At 70.7% G+C, this 17,900-nt stretch carries 16 protein-coding genes; 12 read left to right on the forward strand and 4 right to left on the reverse strand.

Annotated elements, in window-relative coordinates:
• The first annotated feature begins 140 nt into the window (after positions 1–140).
• Together glmU and HNR40_RS30840 are read left to right on the forward strand one after the other, a co-directional pair.
• Positions 141–1,592 (forward strand): bifunctional UDP-N-acetylglucosamine diphosphorylase/glucosamine-1-phosphate N-acetyltransferase GlmU, encoded by a 1,452-nt coding sequence (glmU, locus tag HNR40_RS30835; protein WP_184967494.1) that lies wholly within the window; start codon positions 141–143, stop codon positions 1,590–1,592.
• Positions 1,589–2,566, forward strand: a complete 978-nt coding sequence (locus HNR40_RS30840; RefSeq protein WP_184967496.1) for a ribose-phosphate diphosphokinase — start codon at positions 1,589–1,591, stop codon at positions 2,564–2,566. The genes glmU and HNR40_RS30840 overlap by 4 nt, the downstream gene beginning before the upstream one ends.
• On the opposite strand, the gene HNR40_RS30845 is transcribed toward HNR40_RS30840, so the two are convergent.
• Together HNR40_RS30845 and HNR40_RS30850 are read right to left on the reverse strand one after the other, a co-directional pair.
• Complete coding sequence (locus HNR40_RS30845) at positions 2,563–4,038, reverse strand: alpha/beta fold hydrolase (protein ID WP_184967498.1); 1,476 nt, start codon at positions 4,036–4,038, stop codon at positions 2,563–2,565. The genes HNR40_RS30840 and HNR40_RS30845 overlap by 4 nt on opposite strands.
• Before the next feature lie 104 nt (positions 4,039–4,142).
• Positions 4,143–4,739 carry a TetR family transcriptional regulator gene (locus HNR40_RS30850; RefSeq protein WP_184967500.1) on the reverse strand — a complete coding sequence of 199 codons (597 nt, stop codon included), beginning with the start codon at positions 4,737–4,739 and terminating at the stop codon, positions 4,143–4,145.
• A gap of 43 nt (positions 4,740–4,782) precedes the next feature.
• Here HNR40_RS30850 and HNR40_RS30855 point away from each other — a divergent pair, with 43 nt between their 5' ends.
• From HNR40_RS30855 to cysN, 7 genes are all read left to right on the forward strand, one after another.
• Positions 4,783–6,006 carry an amidohydrolase family protein gene (locus HNR40_RS30855; protein ID WP_221341053.1) on the forward strand — a complete coding sequence of 408 codons (1,224 nt, stop codon included), beginning with the start codon at positions 4,783–4,785 and terminating at the stop codon, positions 6,004–6,006.
• An 84-nt stretch (positions 6,007–6,090) separates the two neighbouring features.
• A complete protein-coding gene (locus tag HNR40_RS30860) occupies positions 6,091–6,708 on the forward strand; it encodes a 50S ribosomal protein L25/general stress protein Ctc (protein ID WP_184967502.1) in 618 nt (205 codons plus the stop codon).
• 100 nt (positions 6,709–6,808) lie between these two features.
• On the forward strand, positions 6,809–7,393 hold the full coding sequence (gene pth, locus HNR40_RS30865) for an aminoacyl-tRNA hydrolase (RefSeq protein ID WP_184967504.1): 585 nt from the start codon (positions 6,809–6,811) through the stop codon (positions 7,391–7,393).
• A 114-nt stretch (positions 7,394–7,507) separates the two neighbouring features.
• Positions 7,508–8,947 (forward strand): sugar transferase, encoded by a 1,440-nt coding sequence (locus HNR40_RS30870; protein ID WP_184968100.1) that lies wholly within the window; start codon positions 7,508–7,510, stop codon positions 8,945–8,947.
• Positions 8,947–9,711 (forward strand): 3'(2'),5'-bisphosphate nucleotidase CysQ, encoded by a 765-nt coding sequence (locus tag HNR40_RS30875; protein ID WP_184967506.1) that lies wholly within the window; start codon positions 8,947–8,949, stop codon positions 9,709–9,711. The genes HNR40_RS30870 and HNR40_RS30875 overlap by 1 nt, the downstream gene beginning before the upstream one ends.
• 21 nt (positions 9,712–9,732) lie before the next feature.
• A complete protein-coding gene (cysD, locus tag HNR40_RS30880) occupies positions 9,733–10,647 on the forward strand; it encodes a sulfate adenylyltransferase subunit CysD (RefSeq protein WP_184967508.1) in 915 nt (304 codons plus the stop codon).
• A gap of 1 nt (position 10,648) precedes the next feature.
• Positions 10,649–11,905 carry a sulfate adenylyltransferase subunit CysN gene (gene cysN, locus HNR40_RS30885; RefSeq protein WP_184967510.1) on the forward strand — a complete coding sequence of 419 codons (1,257 nt, stop codon included), beginning with the start codon at positions 10,649–10,651 and terminating at the stop codon, positions 11,903–11,905.
• Here cysN and HNR40_RS30890 read toward each other — a convergent pair.
• Entirely contained in the window at positions 11,886–12,881 is a 996-nt protein-coding gene (locus tag HNR40_RS30890) for a YihY/virulence factor BrkB family protein (RefSeq protein WP_221341054.1), read from the reverse strand. The genes cysN and HNR40_RS30890 overlap by 20 nt on opposite strands.
• Before the next feature lie 172 nt (positions 12,882–13,053).
• Here HNR40_RS30890 and HNR40_RS30895 point away from each other — a divergent pair, with 172 nt between their 5' ends.
• From HNR40_RS30895 to HNR40_RS30905, 3 genes are all read left to right on the forward strand, one after another.
• Positions 13,054–14,010, forward strand: a complete 957-nt coding sequence (locus HNR40_RS30895) for a sulfotransferase (RefSeq protein ID WP_312896570.1) — start codon at positions 13,054–13,056, stop codon at positions 14,008–14,010.
• On the forward strand, positions 14,007–14,927 hold the full coding sequence (locus HNR40_RS30900) for a glycosyltransferase family 2 protein (RefSeq protein ID WP_184967514.1): 921 nt from the start codon (positions 14,007–14,009) through the stop codon (positions 14,925–14,927). Before HNR40_RS30895 ends, HNR40_RS30900 begins: the two co-directional genes overlap by 4 nt.
• Positions 14,928–15,994: 1,067 nt before the next feature.
• Complete coding sequence (locus HNR40_RS30905; protein WP_312896571.1) at positions 15,995–16,738, forward strand: WecB/TagA/CpsF family glycosyltransferase; 744 nt, start codon at positions 15,995–15,997, stop codon at positions 16,736–16,738.
• Here HNR40_RS30905 and HNR40_RS30910 read toward each other — a convergent pair.
• Positions 16,719–17,615 carry a sulfotransferase gene (locus tag HNR40_RS30910; protein ID WP_184967518.1) on the reverse strand — a complete coding sequence of 299 codons (897 nt, stop codon included), beginning with the start codon at positions 17,613–17,615 and terminating at the stop codon, positions 16,719–16,721. The two genes, HNR40_RS30905 and HNR40_RS30910, sit on opposite strands and share 20 nt — an antisense overlap.
• Positions 17,616–17,900 lie beyond the last annotated feature (285 nt).

Raw genomic sequence — 17,900 nt, forward strand, 5'->3', positions numbered from 1 at the left:
AGCAGGAGTTCGACAGCACGTCAGCAGGGGGCGGAGTCCGCTGTTGTGGTTGGGCAGGTATCCTCAGCGTGTCGGGAGGGTAGCGGTGCGGTAGCCGTACCAACAGCCCTGATCCGTCCAGCCACAGGGAGCCTCAGTCCGTGAGTGTGCCGCGCCCGGCAGCAGTCGTCGTCCTCGCCGCAGGCGAGGGCACCCGGATGAAGAGCCAGACCCCGAAAGTCCTCCACGAGGTGTGCGGCCGCGCGTTGGTCGACCACATGCTCGCGGCCGCCCGCGACCTGAAACCCGAGCGGCTGATCGTCGTCATCGGTCACGCGCGCGAGCGTGTCGGCGCCCATCTCGCCGAGACCAGCCCTGACGCGCGCGCCGTCGTGCAGCACGAGCAGCGCGGGACCGGCCACGCCGTCCGCACGGTGCTGGAGGAGACGGGCACGATCAATGGCACGGTCCTCGTCACGTACGGCGACGTGCCGCTGCTGCGCACCGAGACGCTCGCGGAGCTGCTCGCCCAGCACGCCGAGGACGGCAACGCCGTCACCGTGCTGACCGCGAAGGTGCCCGACCCGACTGGTTACGGGCGGATCGTCCGCGACGAGTCCGGCGCCGTGCTGCAGATCGTCGAGCACAAGGACGCCACCGACGACCAGCGCGCCATCGACGAGATGAACTCCGGCATCTACGCCTTCGACGGCCTCCTGCTGGCCGACGCGGTCAAGCGGGTGTCGACGGACAACGCGCAGGGCGAGGAATACCTCACCGACGTGCTGTCCATCCTGCGCGAGGACGGTCACCGCGTCGGCGCGCACGTGGCCACCGACTACGTCGAGGTCGAGGGCGTCAACGACCGCGTGCAGCTGGCGTTCGTGCGCAAGGTGCTCAACCAGCGCGTGCTCGAATCCCACATGCGCGGCGGCGTCACCGTAGTCGACCCTGCCTCCACCTGGGTGGACGTCCAGGTACGGCTGGCGCCCGACGTCGTGCTCCACCCCGGGACCCAGCTCCACGGCGCGACCGTCGTGGGTGAGGGCGCCGAGGTCGGCCCGGCCACCACGCTCACCGACACCACCGTCGGCCCCGGCGCCGTCGTGCGCAACGCGGTCTGCGACAGCGCCGAGATCGGCCCCGACGCCAGCGTCGGCCCCTACGCCTACCTGCGCCCCGGCACCATCCTGGGCCGCAAGTCGAAGGCCGGGACGTTCGTGGAGATGAAGAACACCCAGGTCGGCGAACGTTCCAAGGTGCCGCACCTGTCGTACGCGGGCGACGCCACGATCGGCGACGACGTGAACATCGGCGCCGCGGTGATCTTCGTCAACTACGACGGCGTGGACAAACATCGCACCACCGTGCGCGACGGCGCGTTCGTGGGGTGTGACAGCATGCTCGTCGCCCCGGTGACGGTAGGAGACGGCGCCTACACGGCCGCCGGCTCCGTCATCGACGGCGACGTGCCACCCGGAGCGATCGGGGTGGCGAGAGCGCGGCAGCGCAACATCGAGAAATGGGTCTTGCGCAGGCGCGCGGGCACGAAATCGGCCGCGGCCGCCGAAAGGGCGCTGGCTGAGCAAGAGCAGCAGGAGAGTGGCACGTGACCAGCATCAAGCAGCCAGGTGAGAAAGAGCTGATGCTCTTTTCCGGCCGGGCCTACCCCGAGCTGGCCGAGGAAGTGGCCAACAACGTCGGCGTCTCGCTCACCCCGACCAAGCTCCACGACTTCGCCAACGGCGAGATCTACGCCCGCTACCTGGAGTCGGTACGCGGCTGCGACGCCTTCGTCATCCAGAGCCACACCGCGCCCATCAACAAGTGGATCATGGAACAGCTCATCATGGTCGACGCGCTGAAGCGGGCATCCGCCAAGCGCATCACCGTGGTCATGCCGTTCTTCGGCTACGCCCGCCAGGACAAGAAGGGCCGCGGCCGCGAGCCGATCACGGCCCGCCTGATGGCCGACATGTTCAAGACCGCGGGCGCCGACCGGCTGATGTCGATCGACCTGCACACCTCGCAGATCCAGGGTTTCTTCGACGGCCCGGTGGACCACCTGTTCGCCATGCCCGTCCTTGAGCGCTACCTCAAGGACAAGCTCGACCTGGAGAACACCACGATCGTCTCGCCCGACACCGGCCGCGTGCGGCTGTCGGAGCGCTGGGCTGACACGCTCGGCACCCCGATGGCCTTCATCCACAAGCGCCGCGACCTCGACGTGGCCAACCAGGTGAAGGTCAACGAGGTGGTCGGCAAGGTGCGCGGCCGTACCTGTGTGCTGATCGACGACATGATCGACACGGCCGGCACCATCTGCAAGGCCGCCGACGCCCTCTACGAGCAGGGGGCCACCGACGTGATCGTGGCGGCCACCCACGCCGTCTTCTCCGACCCGGCCGTCGACCGGCTGAAGAACTCGCGCATCTCCGAGGTCATCGTGACCAACACGCTGCCGCTGCGCGAGCACCAGCTCTTCGACAAGCTGACCGTGCTGTCCATCGCCCCGCTGATCGCCCGCGCGATCACCGAGGTCTTCAGCGACGGCAGCGTCACGAGCCTCTTCGAGGGCGACTCCTAGGCACGGCAGGTGAGGTCGGCTGCGGGCAGGACGCCGTCGCGGAAGTAGGTGTTGACCGCCTCTTCCACGCAGGCGTTCCGCAGCCGGCCCAGGATTCCGTGCATGCGCACGTCCTGCAGCGTGACCAGCCGCGAGCCCGGCATGGCCCGCCGCAGCGCCACGCCTTCCTGGTAGACGGTCCTGGTGTCCTGCGTGGCCTGGACGATCAGCGCGGGCACGTCGTTGCGCACCACGGTCCGCGGCTCCAGCGGCGCCCGCCAGAACGCGCACGCGGTGATGTTGTTCGCATAGGCCCCGAACACCGGCTGCGTGGCCCGGCTGCGCCGGATGTCGCGCCAGTACCTTTCCGGATTCCGCGGCGCGGCCGTGTCACCGCAGATCACCGCCCCCTGGCTGGAGAGGTCCTGCGGCTCGCCGTTCAGGTGCAGGCGCAGTTCCTGGTCGAAGTCCGCGCTCGGCTGGACGGGCTTGCCCTCGGCCGCGTCGGCGATCTGCCGGACCCGCGCCGCCAGGTGCGCGTTGTAGCGGGCGTCCTGCAGCAGCGTGAACAGCGTCATCGGCAGGAACCGCGCGTCCAGCAGGTGCGTGCCGATCCGGATGGGCGACCTGGCCGCCTGCCTGACCAGCCCCTCGACCCGGGCCCGCACCCGCGCGCGAGTCGTGCCGAGGCTGTAGTCGGCGTCGCGGGCGGCGGTCCAGGCGGCCCAGTCGTCGAGCGCGGCCTCGTTGACCGGCCCCTGCTTCTTGATCGACCCGGCCATGTAGGAAGCCGGGTCGACCGCGCTGTCCAGCACGAACCGGTCGGCACGCCGAGGGAACATCTGCGTGTAGACGGCGCCGAGGTAGGTGCCGTACGAGAAGCCCAGGTAGGACGTCTTGGCCTCGCCGAGCGCGCCGCGGATGACGTCCATGTCGCGCGCGGTGTTGCGGGTGGTGATGTGGGCGATCCGGTCGCCCTCCTTCTGCTCGCACCGCCGCGCGAGATCTTCCTGCGTCCGTACGGCGGCGCGGAAGTCCCGCCTGGTGAGCCCGGCCGACCAGAGCATGTGCCCGACCGGCCAGTCGCAGTCGATGGCCGCGCTGCGCCCGACGCCGCGCGGGTCCATGCCGATCAGGTCGTAGCGTGAGGCGACCTCGGGGGTCAGGCCGCCGCGCACGTACAACATGAAGTGCAGTCCTGCCCCGCCCGGCCCGCCGGGGTTGGAGAGCATGATCCCGCGCCGCCGCGCGGTGTCGCTCGCCTTGATCCTGGAGATCGCGACCTTGAGGGTACGGCCCCGCGGCGCGGAGTAGTCCAAAGGCACCTCGACCTGGGCGCACTGGGCGCCCGCCTGGTCCAGGGCGGTGTCTCCGCAGGCGGTCCAGGTGACCTCCTGCCCGTAGAAGCGGCCGAGGGAGTCGGCGTGGGAGACGCCGGTCAGCGTCCCGGTTCCCACCGCGAGCGCGGCGAGCACAGCAGCTACCCGTTTCATTCATCGTCCTCAGATAAGGGGATTTCCGGGCACGCCGATGCCGGCCTCGCGCACCCCGAAGGAACACAAGCAACCGTAGTTGACTAATTTCGTCTTAGTCAACCTCAGTTGCTCATGCCATGAATGATCGCGTCGGCGAGTGCCCGTGCCTCCCCTGCGGGCGAGAACAGCGTGGGGCAGGCCAGCCAGGTGGCCGCGGTGCCGTTGGCCGCGTTGATGATCGCCAGCGCCGCGGTGTCCGGGCTGACGCCGGGCCGTAGCTCGGCGGTGCTCAGCAGCCCGGAAAGCTGCCGCCGCCAGCCCTCCATGACGACCTGCTTGTCGTGCAGGCCCTTCTCCAGTTCGGGCACGCCCTCGGCGCTGCGCATCGACAGCGCGTAGACCTGGCGGAACGTCGTGTCCTCCTCCAGTGCGGTGAAGAACGCCACGAGGAAGCCGCCGACCCGCTCGACGGGTGGTTCCGGGCCGTCGAGCCTGCTCCAGACGGGTGTGGCCGCCTCGGCCCACAGCTCGTTGATCGCCGCCAGGCAGAGCGTGGCCTTGTCGGTGAAGTGGTGGTAGAGCGCGCCGCGGGTGAGTCCCGCACGGGCGGCGATGCTGTTCAGGGTCGCCGTCGCGAAGCCGCGTTCGGCGAACTCCGCCAGGGCCGCGACCAGCAGGGATCGGCGGGTTTCCGCAGCCTCCTCGGCGGTTCTGCGCATGACGCCCAGATTCTCATACGTGTCGGCATGTATGCTCGCTCTAATGATACGTGTCGACATGTATGTAAAGGAGACGGTGATGCTGCAGTTCCGCGACGTCAAGGTGTTCGACGGGGAGAAGCTGCTCCCGCCCACGCACGTCACCGTGGACGACGGCCTGATCACCGCGATCGGGCCGGTCGGGGCGCCAGGGGCGACGGTCGTCGAGGGACGCGGCGCGGCGCTGCTGCCCGGCCTGATCGACGCGCACGCCCACGTCTTCCCCGGCGACCTGGAGCAGGCCGCCGCGTTCGGGGTCACGACCGTGCTCGACATGATGGCCGACCCCGTGGCGATCACGAAGCTCCGCGGCGCCCCCGACGGCGCTGATCTGCGCACCGCCGGCACCGCGGCCACAGTCCCCGGCGGCTACGGGTGGTATCTCGTCGAGATGGGGCTCCTGGCGCCCTTCCCCACGCTCACCGACCCCGATCAGGCGGCGGCCTTCGTCGCCGCGAGGATCGCCGAGGGATCCGACTACCTCAAGATCATGCTCGACGACGGCTCGACCGCGGGCATGCCGACTCCGACGCTGACCGGCGAGACCCTGCACGCGCTGGTCGCCGCCGCGCACGAGCACGGCGTCCTCGCCGTCGTCCACGCGCTGAACGCCGGCTCCGCCCGGCTGGCCGCCCAGGCCGGGGCCGACGTGCTCGGGCACCTGTTCGTGGACGTCCCGGACCCCGAGCTCGCCGATGAGCTGGCCGATCGGGGGACCGTGGTCATCCCCACGCTGGCCGTACTGCGAGAGCTGTTCGGCGAGTCGCGCGGCGGGAAGCTCGCCGCGGACCCCCGGGTCGCGCCGCACCTGGGCGAAGGGGCGCGGCGGATGCTCACGTGGGGATCCGTCCCGCTCGGCGAGGGCGCGCGGCACGACGTCACCGTGGCCACCCGCACCCTGCCGGAACTGCTCGACGCCGGTGTCACCGTGCTGGCGGGCTCGGACGCCTCCAACGTCGGAACCGCCCACGGAGTCACACTCCACGACGAACTGCGCCGCCTCGTGGCCGCCGGGATGACCCCAGGCCAGGCCCTGACCGCCGCCACCGCGGCGCCCGCCCGCTGCTTCGGCCTCGCCGACAGGGGCCGGATCGCGCCGGGACTCCGCGCCGACCTGCTCCTGGTCGACGGCGACCCGACGGCCGACATCGACCGCACACTCGACATCCTGGGCGTCTGGCGCGGCGGCAGGCGGCTGATGCGGGGCCCCGATGCGGGTAGGCTGTGAGGGTCGTGCTCGTAACGCCTCCCGCTAGGGCGGGTCAGGGGGAGCGCAGAGAAACTCCGCCAACGTGCATCCCTAGGAGATGTCGTGTCTGAAGTACGTATCGCCGCTGAGGCTCGCACCGAGTTCGGCAAGGGCGCCGCCCGCAAGATCCGCCGCGCCGACAAGGTGCCCGCCGTCCTCTACGGTCACGGCATCGACCCCAAGCACCTCACGCTGCCCGGCCACGAGGTCCTGCTCGCCCTGCGCACCGCCAACGTGCTGATCCACCTCAAGGGCGACGGCGTCGACGAGCTGGCCCTGCCCAAGGGCGTCCAGCGCGACCCGATCAAGGGCTTCGTCGAGCACCTCGACCTGATCCTGGTCAAGCGCGGCGAGAAGGTCACCGTCGAGATCCCCGTCACCACCGTCGGTGACGTCGACTCCGAGGGCATCCTCGACCAGCAGCTCATGAGCATCGGCGTCGAGGCCGAGGCCACCCACATCCCCACCGGCATCGAGGTCGACGTCGAGGGCTTCGCGGTCGGCCGCGTCGTCACCGCCGCCGACCTGGTCGTGCCGCAGGGCTCCTCGCTGGCCGCCGACCCGGAGACCGTCGTCCTCCAGGTCATCGCCAAGCCGACCGAGTCCGCCGACGAGGACGAGGCCGCCGAGGGCGAGACCGCGGCCACCACCGAGGCCGCCGAGGGTGACAGCGCCGAGTAACACCCACGTTCACCGCACGGGGCGGCCGGGATCATCCGGCCGCCCCGTCGTGGTGTTCTCGTAGAGTTACGGCAGGCCGCCACGTGAACAAGGAGTCGCATTGGACCGCTGGCTGATCGTCGGGCTGGGCAATCCCGGCGACGAATACGCGGGAAACCGGCACAACGCCGGATTCATGGTGCTCGACGAGCTGGCCGCCCGCGCGGGGGGCAAGTTCAAGGCCCACAAGAGCCGCTCCGCCGTCCTGGAGACGCGACCGGCGATCCTGGCCAAGCCCCTCACCTACATGAACCTCTCCGGCGGCCCCGCCAAACTCCTGGCCGACTTCTACAAGGTCGCCCCCGAGCGGATGATCGTCGTGCACGACGAGCTGGACGTCCCTTATGGTGCGCTGCGCGCCAAGCTGGGCGGCGGCGACAACGGCCACAACGGGCTCAAGTCCATCACCAAGGTCTTCGGCACCCGCGACTACCTGCGGGTCCGCTTCGGCATCGGCCGCCCGCCCGGCCGCATGGACCCGGCCGCGTATGTCCTCAAGGACTTCGCCACCGCCGAGCGCAAGGACCTCGCCTTCCTCGTCGACCGCGCCGCCGACGTGGTGGAGTCGCTCATGGAACGCGGCCTCGAAGTCACCCAGAACGAGTTCCACCGGTCAGACCTCAACATTTCCGGCCCTCCACGCTGATCACCACGTAAGGCCGTTCGCGATCCGGCTGACGTTGCCCGCCGCTACTATCTGGTGACCATCTGTTGACGGTCGGTCACGGGGAGGCGCGGCGTGAGCAAGGGCGAGGTGCTGATGGCCGTCGTCCGTGCGCATCCTGAGCTCGTCTGGCAGACCGCTCCCGGCGTGCCCGGCTGGGTCCGCGCCTACCGGGTGCGGGCGCTGGTGGCCGATCTGGGCGGCGCCGGCGCGGGCGCGGCGCTGGCCTTCTTCGCCCGGTTCGGCGAGCTGACCCCCTACGCCGCGCCGTACCTGCTGCTGAGCGCGGCCCTGCCGCTGGCCTGGGTCTGCGCCAACGCGCTCAACCGTGCCTACGAGCCGCGCATGTTCGGCGTCGGCCCAGAGGAGTTCCAGCGCGTCGTGCGCTGCGGCCTCGCGCTGACCGCCGCCACCGCCATCGTCGCCTACCTCACCAAGACCGACGTCGCGCGCGGCTACGTCGTGCTCGCCCTGCCCCTCACCACCCTGCTCACCCTCGTCTTCAGGTACTGCTTGCGCCGCGCCCTGCACCGGCGCAGGGCCCGCGGCGAGTGCATGCGCCGCGTGGTCGCCGTCGGGCACCGCGCCTCGATCGCCGAGCTCGTCGAGCGGTTCCGGCGCGAGCGCTACCACGGCATGGAGGTGGTGGCCGCCTGCCTGCCCGAGGACGAACCGGGCGACGACGTGGCGGGGGTGCCGGTGGCGGGCGGTTTCAGTGACGCGCCGCTGGTGGTGGAGCAGTCGGGGGCCGACTCCGTCGCCGTGCTGGCCTGCCCGGAGATGGACGGCGTGGCCCTGCGGCGGCTGGCCTGGCGGCTGGAGCGCACCCACACCGAGTTGGTCGTCGCGCCCGCCCTCATGGAGGTCGCCGGGCCGCGCACCACCATCCGCCCGGCGGCCGGGCTGGCGTTGCTGCACGTGGAGCATCCGGAGCTGGCAGGGGCGAGGCAACTGGTGAAGAACGTGTTCGACCGGCTCGTGGCCGCCTCGCTGCTGGTGGCGCTGGCGCCGTTGCTGGTGGGGCTGGCGGTCGCCGTACGGGCGAGTAGTCCGGGACCCGCGCTGTTCAGGCAGACGCGCGTCGGCCGCGACGGCAGGCTGTTCACGATCGTGAAGTTCCGCACCATGCGGCAGGGCGCCGAGCACCAGAAGCTCACCCTCGTCAGCGACGCCGACGGGGTGCTGTTCAAGGTGCGCAACGACCCGCGGGTGACCTCGCTGGGCGCGCTGATGCGGCGGCACTCGCTCGACGAACTGCCCCAGCTGATCAACGTCGTGTGCGGGCACATGTCGCTCGTCGGCCCCCGCCCGCCGCTGCCCGAGGAGGTCGAGCGCTATGGCGACGACGTCCGGCGGCGGTTGCTGGTGCGCCCGGGGCTGACGGGGCTCTGGCAGGTGAGCGGCAGATCTGATCTGTCGTGGGAGGAATCCGTCCGCCTCGACCTGCGTTACGTTGAGAACTGGTCCCTCATGCTGGACCTCCAGATCCTGTGGAAGACTTGGTCGGCCGTCGCCCGCGGGCAAGGAGCTTATTGATGACGATTCGCGACGACCACGCCCTCGCCTCCGATCTCGCCGACGAGGCGGGACGGCGGCTGCTGGAGATCCGCGAACGCGAAGGGTTCGGCGAGCCGCCGGCGCTGCGCAAAGCCGGTGACCGGGGCGCCCACCTCTATCTGATGGAGGCGCTGGCACGGCTGCGGCCGTCCGACAGCATGCTGTCGGAGGAGGCCACCCGCGAGGAGCGGGAGGACCCGCGCAGGCAGCGTGCCGAGCGGGTGTGGATCGTCGACCCGCTCGACGGCACCCGCGAGTTCGCCGAGGAGGGCCGCGCCGACTGGGCCGTGCACGTGGCGCTGTGGGAGCGCGGCACGCTCGCCGCCGGCGCGGTGGCGCTGCCCGCGCAGGGGCGCACGCTCACCACCGGAGAGCCGCCGAAGCTGCCCGCCTATGACAAGGGCAGGTTCAGGATCGCCGTCAGCCGCACCAGGCCGCCGGAGTTCGTGCAAAGACTTGCCTATCTCGTCGGGGCCGACCTGGTGCCGATCGGATCGGCCGGAGCGAAGATCTCCGCGGTGCTCACCGGAGACGTCGAGGCCTACGTTCACGCAGGCGGACAGTATGAATGGGACTCCGCGGCGCCGGTCGCCGTCGCCCAGGCCGCGGGCGCCCACGCCAGCCGGATCGACGGCTCGGAGCTGACCTACAACCAGGCCGACCCCTCACTACCGGATATCCTTGTTTCCCTACCTGAGCTGGCGCCAACGTTGCTCGCCGGAATTCGGGACCTGCACCGCTGAAACCACGCCGGAGGAAGCCCCATGCTCCAGCGCGACTACACCACGTCGCAGCTAGACGTTCTCGAGGCCGAGGCCATTCACATCATGCGTGAAGTGGCCGCCGAGTTCGAGCGTCCCTGTTTGCTCTTCTCCGGCGGCAAAGACTCGATCGTCATGCTCCGCATCGCCGAGAAGGCCTTCTGGCCCGCGCCCCTGCCCTTCCCGCTGATGCACGTCGACACCGGGCACAACTTCGGGGAGGTCATCGACTTCCGCGACCGCAGGGCCGCCGAACTCGGCGCCCGCCTGGTCATCGCCAGCGTGCAGGAGTCGATCGACGCCGGCCGGGTCACCGAGGAGACCGGGCGGCGCGCCTCGCGCAACCGCCTGCAGACCACGACGCTGCTCGACGCGATCGAGGAGCACGAGTTCGACGCGGTCTTCGGCGGCGCCCGCCGCGACGAGGAGAAGGCCAGGGCCAAGGAGCGCGTCTTCTCCTTCCGCGACGACTTCGGCCAGTGGGACCCGAAGAACCAGCGCCCCGAGCTGTGGAACCTCTACAACTCCCGCATCCGCAAGGGCGAGCACATCCGGGTCTTCCCGCTGTCCAACTGGACCGAGCTCGACATCTGGGACTACATCCGCCGCGAGGGCATCGAGATCCCGTCGATCTACTACGCCCACACCCGCAAGGTGTTCGAGCGTGACGGCATGCTGCTGCCCGACGCGCCGGTCGTGTCGCGCGGCGACGACGAGCCGCTGTTCGAGGCCGTCGTGCGCTACCGCACCGTCGGCGACATGACCTGCACCGGCGCCGTCCAGTCGGCCGCCGCCACGGTCGAGGAGATCATCGAGGAGATCGCGGCCACCCGCATCACCGAGCGGGGCGCCACCAGGGCCGACGACCGCGCCTCAGAAGCCGCAATGGAAGACCGCAAGCGCGAGGGCTACTTCTAAGATGGACATTCTTCGTTTCGCCACCGCCGGCTCCGTCGACGACGGAAAGTCCACCCTCATCGGGCGCCTGCTCTTCGACTCGAAAGCGATCTTCGAGGACCAGTTGGAAGCGGTCGAGCGCACCTCGCGCGACCGCGGCACCGAATACACCGACCTGTCGCTGCTCACCGACGGCCTGCGAGCCGAGCGTGAGCAGGGCATCACGATCGACGTCGCCTATCGCTACTTCGCGACGCCGCGGCGCAAGTTCATCATCGCCGACACCCCGGGCCACATCCAATACACCCGGAACATGGTCACCGGCGCCTCCACCGCCGACCTGGCCATCATCCTCATCGACGCCCGCAAGGGCGTGCTGGAGCAGTCGCGCCGCCACGCGTTCCTGACCACGCTGCTGCGGGTGCCGCACCTCGTGCTCGCGGTCAACAAGATGGACCTGGTCGACTACTCGGAGGAGCGCTTCGAGGAGATCCGCGAGGAGTTCACCTCCTTCGCCTCCAAGCTCAACGTGACCGACCTGACCTTCATCCCGATCTCCGCCCTCCACGGCGACAACGTCGTGTCCCGCTCGGAGACCATGCCCTGGTATCACGGCAGCTCGCTTCTCCACCACCTGGAGAACGTGCACATCGCCTCCGACCGCAACCTCGTCGACGTGCGCTTCCCGGTCCAGTACGTCATCCGGCCGCACAAGACCGAGTACCACGACTACCGCGGCTACGCGGGCCAGGTGGCCGGCGGCGTGCTGAAGCCGGGCGACGAGGTGCTCCACCTGCCCTCCGGCCTGACCAGCAGGATCGCCTCCATCGACACCTACGACGGGCCCGTCGAGGAGGCGTTCCCGCCCATGTCGGTGACGCTGCGACTGGAAGACGAGATCGACATCTCGCGCGGCGACATGATCTGCCGGCCCAACAACCAGCCGAGCGCCGCGCAGGAGCTGGAGGCGATGGTCTGCTGGATGACCGACGCCACCAAGCTCGCGCCCCGCTCCAAGCTGGTCATCAAGCACACCACCCGCACCGCGCGGGCGATGGTGCGCGACCTGCACTACCGGCTCGACGTCAACACGCTCCACCGCGACGAGACCGCGACCGGGCTCGGCCTCAACGAGATCGGGCGGGTGTCGCTGCGGGTGACGCAGCCGCTGTTCGTGGACGACTACTCGCGCAACCGGGCGACCGGCGGCTTCATCCTGGTCGACGAGACCACCAACACCACCGTGGGCGCCGGGATGGTCATCTCCGCCGGCGTCTGAGCAGGCCGTACGCGGTGCGGAGGGCGGCGATGCCGGCCGCCCCCACCGCGCCGACCAGAGGCTCGCGTTCCTCCAGGGCGCTCGGCCCCACGTCCGGCAGGGCGGGGCCGGGCTCCCCGGCCCGTGCCGCCTCCAACTGTGCCGCGAACGCCAGCCCCAGGAACAGCGCGATCGAGCTCAGGAACGCCCACAACAGCAGCGCCATCACCGTGGTCAGCGGGCCGTAGGTGCTGCCGAAGGTGCCGCTCCTGTCCGTGTAGAGGGCTAGGGCGAGCGTGAACGAGGTCCACAACACCAACGTCACCAGGGCCCCGAAAGCCAGCCATGTGTGGCCGGGCTGCCGCCGCCTGGGCGCCGCCCTGAACAGCACCGACGTGGACACCAGGGCCAGCAGGAAACCCACCGGCCAGCGCACCACGTCGAACGCCAGGTGTTGCCCGTCGGTCCAGTCCCACACCTGTGCCAGTGCGCCACCGATGGCCGCGCCGCCGACCATGGCCACGAAGCCGGTCACCATGAGGGCGCCGGCGGTCAGGGCCAGGATGACGGCTCTGCCGTACTTGCGGGGGAAGGGTCTGTCGCGCTCCATGCCGTAGATGCGGTTGGCGCCGCGCTCGACCTGCGCCATCGTGGACGTCAGCGAGACCAGCGAGGTGGCCAGGCCCAGCCACAGGGCCAGCGCGTCGCGCCGCGAGCCGCCGCCGAGCACGTCGATGACCGAGGCGCCCCCTTCGCCCGGCGCGAGGCGGCTGAGGGAGAGCTGGAGCACCTGGCCGAGTTGTTCCTGGTGGGTGACGGAGCTGAGGCCGACCAGGGCGATGGCGCCCGGGATGATCGACAGGCACATCTGGAACGCCAGGGCCCTGGAGTGGCTCATGCCGTCGCCGTACCGGAATCGGACGAACGAGTCATGGGCCAGGCGGCGCATGCCGTACTCGCGCAGGGTGGTCCACGCATGATCGGCGGAAAGCTCCATCGTGCGTGTTTGGGGTACTAATGTCGCGGATCCCACGCCGCACAGCTAACCACCGTGGGGGACTACTCGGCGACTTCGAACGCCAGGTAGATCATTTGGGCTTTCGGTGACTGCGCGATTACTCCGCGCTACTGTCTCCACGTTCCGTATTCACGAGGTTAGGTCCCTGTCCGTGACTGACCGTTCGCCCGCCCCCGGGGTGATCTTCCTGGGCGGCCTTGGCCGCAGTGGCACCACGCTGCTGGAGCGGTTGCTCGGCGAGTCGCCGGGCGTGACCGCGCTGGGCGAGGTGGTCCATCTGTGGGCCAGGGGTGTGCTGGCGGGGGAGCCGTGCGGGTGCGGTCTGGAGTTCGCCGCGTGCGCCTTCTGGCAGCGGGTGGGGGAGCGGGCGTTCGGCGGATGGTCGCCGATGCTGGCCGAGCGGGTTCTGGGGCTGCGCGGGCGCGTCGACCGGACCCGGCGCATTCCGCGCATGGCGCATCGCGACCTTGACGAATACGTGCGTGCCTATCGCCGCGTCTACACGGCCGCGGCCGCACTGACCGGGGCGCGTCTGGTGATCGACTCCAGCAAGCACGCCTCGCTGGCGTGGTGCCTGGCCGCCGGGGGCGTGAATGTGCACGTCGTCCATGTGGTGCGCGACCCGCGAGCCGTGGCCCACTCCTGGCGGCGCAGCGTCGAACGTCCCGAGGACGGGCGGCCCATGACCCGCTGGGGCCCGATCCGCACCTCGCTTCACTGGACCGCCCAGAACCTCGCGCTCGACCTGCTGTCGCGGCGCGGCGTGCCGGTCACCCGGGTCCGATACGAAGACCTGCTCGCCGACCCGCGCGCGACCCTCACCACCCTGGCCGTGCGCCTCGGGCTCGACCCCGCCTTCCCGCACCTGGACGGCTCGCTCGCGACCCTGGGCCCGGCCCACACGGCGTCGGGCAACCCGATGCGGTTCACCGTCGGCCCGGTCAGGCTGACCAGGGACGACTCGTGGCACACCAGCATGCCCCGCCACCTGGTCGCCGCCCTGACCAGACCCCTCATGCGCCGGTACGGCTACCGCCCCGGAGGCGCAGGGTCAAGTGGCGATCCAAAAGGCGGCGTCCCGATGCGGGGCGGGGAGGAGGCGGCGTGAGTGCGTCCATCGGTGTGGTGATCCCCACCCGGGGCAACCGGCCCGAGCAGTTGCGCGCGGCGACCAAGGCGGCGCTCGACCAGGCGTACCCCGGGACTATCGACCTGGTCATCGTGGTCGACGGGGTGTCACCGGAGAAGGTGGCCGAACAGGTCGCCGACGTGATCGCGCCCCGCGACGCCACGGCCGGCCACCACCGGGTCCGCGTGCTGCCCAACCGGCTCAGCCCCGGCCTGCCCGGCGCCCGCAACACCGGCATCGCCGCCTGCGACACCGACCTGATCGCCTTCTGCGACGACGACGACATGTGGCTGCCGGGCAAACTCGCCGCCCAGGTGCGCCGGTTGGAGCCGGGGGCCGAGTTCGCCTCCTGCGCCATCGAGATCGCGTACGGCTCCCGCCGCGTACCCAGGCTCGCCGGAACCGACCGCGTCACCAAGGCCGACCTGATCCGGTCGCGGATGGTGATGGTGCACAGCTCGACGTTCCTGTTCCGGCGCGGGGCGCTGTGGGCCGACGAGAGCGCCCCCGGCGGCCAGAACGAAGACTGGGACCTCGCCCTGCGCGCCGCCAAACGGCAGCCGATCGTCCACGTCGACCGGCCGCTCGTCCGGGTCGCCTGGGGCGCCTCCCACTACGTCGCCCGCTGGGCCGACCGCATCGCCGGGCTGGAATGGATGCTCGCCCGGCACCCCGAACTGGCCGTGGATCCGCGCGGCGCGGCGCGGATCTACGGTCAACTCGCCTTCCACAACGCCGCACTGGGGCGGCGCCGGGAGGCTGGACGCTGGGCGCTGCGCACCTTCGCCGCCCGGATCGGCGAGCCACGCGCACCGATCGCGCTCGCCGTGGCCGCCGGGCTGATCCCGGCCTCGGCGGTCCTCACCCTGCTGCACCATCGGGGGCACGGCATTTGACCACCCGAGACCTAACCCACCCCACCTCCCCGGACCCCGGTCCCCCGGAGCCACCCCCCACTTCCCCAATCGCCGGCTCGTCGGAGCCACGCCTCGCATCCCTGACCCCCGCCCCTCCGAAGCCGTCCCCTACTTCCTCAACCTCCAGCTCTCCGGAGCCACCCCTGGCTTCTCCAACCCCCGGTTCTCCGGAGCCGCACCTCGCATCCTCGGACCTCGATCTCGTGGACGTTCGCCCTGCTTCGCCGGATCGCACACAGGCCACCTTCGCCGGCTGCGGTCCCGTAGAGGCGCCTTCTGCTTCCTCGGGCCTCCCTGGGCTGCCCACCGCTCTCCCCGGCCCCGGTCCCGCAGACCTGCGTCCGGGCGCCACCTCGGACACCGATCGTCCGGTGCACTATCCCGTCCTTCCGCGCCAGCGCACCGAACACCCGCCGCCCGCACCCCAGGCCGACCCCCTGCGCCCCGCCAGCAACCCTCCTACAGCCCAGGGCGACCCCCTGCGCCCCACCAGCAACCCTCCTACAGCTCAGGGCGACCCCCTGCGCCCCACCAGCAACCCTCCTACAGCTCAGGGCGACCCCCTGCGCCCCGCCAGCAACCCTCCTACAGCTCAGGGCGACCCCCTGCGCCCCACCAGCAACCCTCCTACAGCCCAGGGCGACCCCCTGCGCCCCACTGACGACTCGCCCACGGCCCAGGCCGACCCCCAGCGGCCCACTGGCGTCCCGCCCACAGCCCCGGAGACGGGCGCCCCGGCGGATGGCAAGGCTCAGCCGGGTGACGTGGCAGGCGGGGGTGGCACGGGTGACGTGTCCCGCGGGCGTGATGCCGCCCTTGGGGGTGACACCGCTCGGGGCAGAGACGTGGGTTCGGGTGGTGGTCGGCATCGGGGGAGTCCGCATGCGGTTCCGAGCATGGGCCGGGGTGGGCAGGAGATGCCGGTTGGGGCGTTGGAGGTGCTCCGGCGGGTCAAGGGGAGCGACAGCGCGCGGCCGTACGAGAGGGAGAGGCATGTTTGCGCACCGTCCACGGCCGACCGGGCCGGGCGGGTGGTCGTGGGTGGGGTGGCGGTTGATCCGCTGACCGAGCGGCAGGTCGTGGAACGGGTGGCGGCCGAGTTGGCGGCCGGGCGGGGTGGGCACATCATCACCCCGAATGTGGACATCTGCCGGACTGTCGCCAAAGATGAGGCGCTGCGGCGGCTGGTGCGGGAGGCCGAGGTTGTGGTGGCCGATGGGATGCCGCTGGTGTGGGCGTCGCGGCTGATCGGGGTGGCGTTGCCTGAGCGGGTGACCGGGGCGGATCTGATCTGGTCGCTCAGCAAGATGGCGGCGCGGAAGGGGTTCTCGATCTACCTGCTGGGCGGGCCGCCCGGGGTGGCGCGGCAGGCGGGTGAGGAGCTCAGTAGTTGCCATCCTCGGTTGAACGTCTGTGGGTACGATGCGCCGCCGTTCGACTTTGACGGGACCGCTCAGGGGCGGGCCGGGGTGCGGGCGCGGGTGGTGGCGGCCGGGCCGAAGCTGGTGTTCGTGGGGCTGGGCTTTCCCAAGCAGGACCTGCTGATCGAGGAACTGCGGCCGGAACTGCCTGGCGCGTGGTTCGTGGGCTGCGGGTCGGCGATCGCGTTCGCGGCCGGAACGGTCCACCGTGCGCCGGACTGGATGCAGAGCCTGGGCCTGGAGTGGCTCTACCGGCTGACGAGCGAGCCGGGACGGCTGGCGAAGCGGTATCTGGTGGACGACCTGCCGTTCGCCGCCCGGTTGCTGGGTGGATGCCTGGTGCACTACATCAGGCGCCGCGCGAGGTGAGCTGGCGGACGCGGCTCATCTCCTCGGAGGTGAGGCCGCGGGTGGCGGTGTGGAGGGCTTGCCGGGAGTTCATGGGGCGGTAGGCGGTCCTGGACAGGCCGGTCCAGGCGAAGCCTCGCTCGGCGGTGCCCTCGGTGAGGCAGGCTCGGGTGATGCGGTTTTCGGCGGTCGGGGTCCAGGTCAGGTTGGTGTAGGAGTACAGGGCGCGGAAGCCGTTCACGGGGTCGGCGGCCAGTTTGTCGTAGGAGACCTGGAGTATTTCCGGGGTCTTGTCGAGGACTGCCCTCGTGACCCGCCACAGGGCTGCCGCCTTGGCCAGGTGGTCCTCGGAGCCGATCAGGGGGCGTAGTTCCTCCACCTCGGGGTGGTCGCGGACCAGGAGCGGCTGTTCGAGCAGTTCGTGGAAGTAGACGGTCCAGCCGAGCCGCCGCCAACTGGCCGCGAACGCCACCGGGTCGCGGACGAGCGCGATGACCCGGCAGCCGAGCGTCCTGGCGAACCAGCCGGCCGACAGCACGGCGAACGGGTCGTCCAGCAGCGCTCGCCTGCCGGTCAGGCGGCCGTGGGTGAAGGCGGCGCCGTACCGGATCATTCTGGCCAGGTCGTACGGCGAGCGGTTCGCGCGCAGCTCGGCCAGGAACCGGTAGCGCAGACGAACGGTGTCCCGGAAGGCGGGCAGCCAGTCGGCGGCGTTGTCATCGCAGATGTACTGGAACCGGTGGGTGACGCTGGCGCGCAGCACACCGGGGCAGCGGCCGGGCGGGTGCTGCGGGTTGAGCGGCTCGTTGACATAGACAAGCTCCCCGCCGACCGCCAGCATCTTGCCCACCCAACTCGTCCCGCTACGAGGCAGCCCGGTAACCAGAATCGGGGTCATGCTGTGGCCCAGGTTCGGGGGCGCGGGAAAACCAGGATCGGGCTCATGGTTCGGCGGCGCGGGGAACCCAGGGTCATGGGCCGGCGGCGCGGGGGATCCAGGGGCGAGCTCATCTGGTGGTGGCGTGGGGAACCCAGGGTCATGGGCCGGCGGCGCGGGGGATCCAGGGGCGAGCTCATCTGGTGGTGGCGTGGGGAACCCAGGGTCATGGTCCAGTGGCGCGGGGGATCCAAGGTCGGGCTCATGTGGTGGCCTGGGTTCGGGGGTGCAGGGTTGGGCTCATGC

It is taken from the genome of Nonomuraea endophytica (assembly GCF_014203235.1).
In the GTDB taxonomy this organism is placed as follows: Bacteria; Actinomycetota; Actinomycetes; order Streptosporangiales; family Streptosporangiaceae; genus Nonomuraea; species Nonomuraea endophytica.

Coding starts and splice junctions, on each gene's coding strand:
- HNR40_RS30845 (WP_184967498.1), bottom strand. CDS start 4,038: ATGAAACGGGTAGCTGCTGTGCTCGCCGCGCTCGCGGTGGGAACCGGG.
- HNR40_RS30850 (WP_184967500.1), bottom strand. CDS start 4,739: ATGCGCAGAACCGCCGAGGAGGCTGCGGAAACCCGCCGATCCCTGCTG.
- HNR40_RS30855 (WP_221341053.1), top strand. CDS start 4,783: ATGATACGTGTCGACATGTATGTAAAGGAGACGGTGATGCTGCAGTTC.
- HNR40_RS30870 (WP_184968100.1), top strand. CDS start 7,508: ATGGCCGTCGTCCGTGCGCATCCTGAGCTCGTCTGGCAGACCGCTCCC.
- HNR40_RS30875 (WP_184967506.1), top strand. CDS start 8,947: ATGACGATTCGCGACGACCACGCCCTCGCCTCCGATCTCGCCGACGAG.
- cysD (WP_184967508.1), top strand. CDS start 9,733: ATGCTCCAGCGCGACTACACCACGTCGCAGCTAGACGTTCTCGAGGCC.
- cysN (WP_184967510.1), top strand. CDS start 10,649: ATGGACATTCTTCGTTTCGCCACCGCCGGCTCCGTCGACGACGGAAAG.
- HNR40_RS30890 (WP_221341054.1), bottom strand. CDS start 12,881: ATGGAGCTTTCCGCCGATCATGCGTGGACCACCCTGCGCGAGTACGGC.
- HNR40_RS30910 (WP_184967518.1), bottom strand. CDS start 17,615: ATGACCCCGATTCTGGTTACCGGGCTGCCTCGTAGCGGGACGAGTTGG.